Here is a 1147-nt window from a genome sequence, read left to right as displayed (position 1 = left end):
TTCCATGCATATGGAAAAGGTAATAAAGAGTTATATTACTGACATAGATGCAAGAGAGTTTAAAGAATTTGATGATGAATTGGATGTAGATGTAGTAAAAGTAGAAAAGAAAGATTCAATTATTCTACTTTAAATACTAGTAAACAAATCCTGCTCGTTATATCGATCAGGATTTGTCATTTTTTCATGTAAATAAGGATATCCTTTGTCAAGTATCTTTTCGTTTACATATTTACTTTATGTGCAGACAGGATTAATATGTTTTTTAGAAATACAAAAACTATTTCATATGGAAAAACGATTTTTATTAATTGAAAAAATTTGAAAGGAATGGGGAATTGTGAAGAAATTAGATGTGCTCTTAATGCTACTGAGCGGCCTCTTTCCAATTGCAGGACTTACAAAGCAAATCCCTCTAGAACAATCTATATATATTGGAGGGCTTTTATTTTTTACTAGTTTCGGTAGTTATTTTGCTAAAAAGATGTATTCACGTATATGCAGTTGGATAGCGTATGCGCCATTTATAACATTACTGTTAGTTATTTGGCATCAAGATATTTCAACAAGCTCAATCATAGCAAATGCGAAAATTGCTGCATGTGTCGCGTTAATTCCATGTTTATTCCGTTTTCGTACATATGGACTTACTTTGGGCTTATTCTCATTATGGGCCGCTTTACTATGGGATATAAAAGAAGTACAGTCGTTAGTCATACTTGAACGCATAACGAGTTTAATGACAAGCCATTATGTATATATATTACTATTAATTGGAGGACTTGTAATAGGAGGATTACTTGCGATGTTCATTCACCGCAAAGAGAAAGATAATAATAAAGAAAATATAAATCTACTTGGACCAAAAAAGAAACGCAAAAGATTATCATTTAAGATTCGTCTTCCAAGATTACCGAAATTAAAGATGAAACTATTTAAGTTTGGTGGGAAAGAATCTAAAAGTAAAATGCCAGAAAAAATCCATGAATATAAGTACGAAGAACCAGTTGCAACATATGAAATGACAGAGAAAATAGATCCATACAAAGAAAATGCAGTTCAAGGTCAAACAAGGATGGAACGCCGAAGAAATAGGTATAATGCATAATGAAGTTTAATAACCCCGTAATGACTTATCTTAATATTG

The 1147-nt window shown here is 31.4% G+C and carries 1 protein-coding gene; it reads left to right on the top strand.

The window, feature by feature from the left end:
* Positions 1–340: 340 nt before the first annotated feature.
* Complete coding sequence (locus tag ABWK52_RS29605; protein ID WP_000732183.1) at positions 341–1108, top strand: DUF3959 family protein; 768 nt, start codon at positions 341–343, stop codon at positions 1106–1108.
* The last annotated feature ends 39 nt before the right edge of the window (positions 1109–1147 follow it).

It is taken from the genome of Bacillus sp. AP50 (assembly GCF_040492675.1).
Lineage (GTDB): Bacteria > Bacillota > Bacilli > Bacillales > Bacillaceae_G > Bacillus_A > Bacillus_A cereus.
The sequence above is the reverse complement of the archived record's forward strand: the minus strand, read 5'-3'. Positions and strand labels throughout refer to the sequence as shown.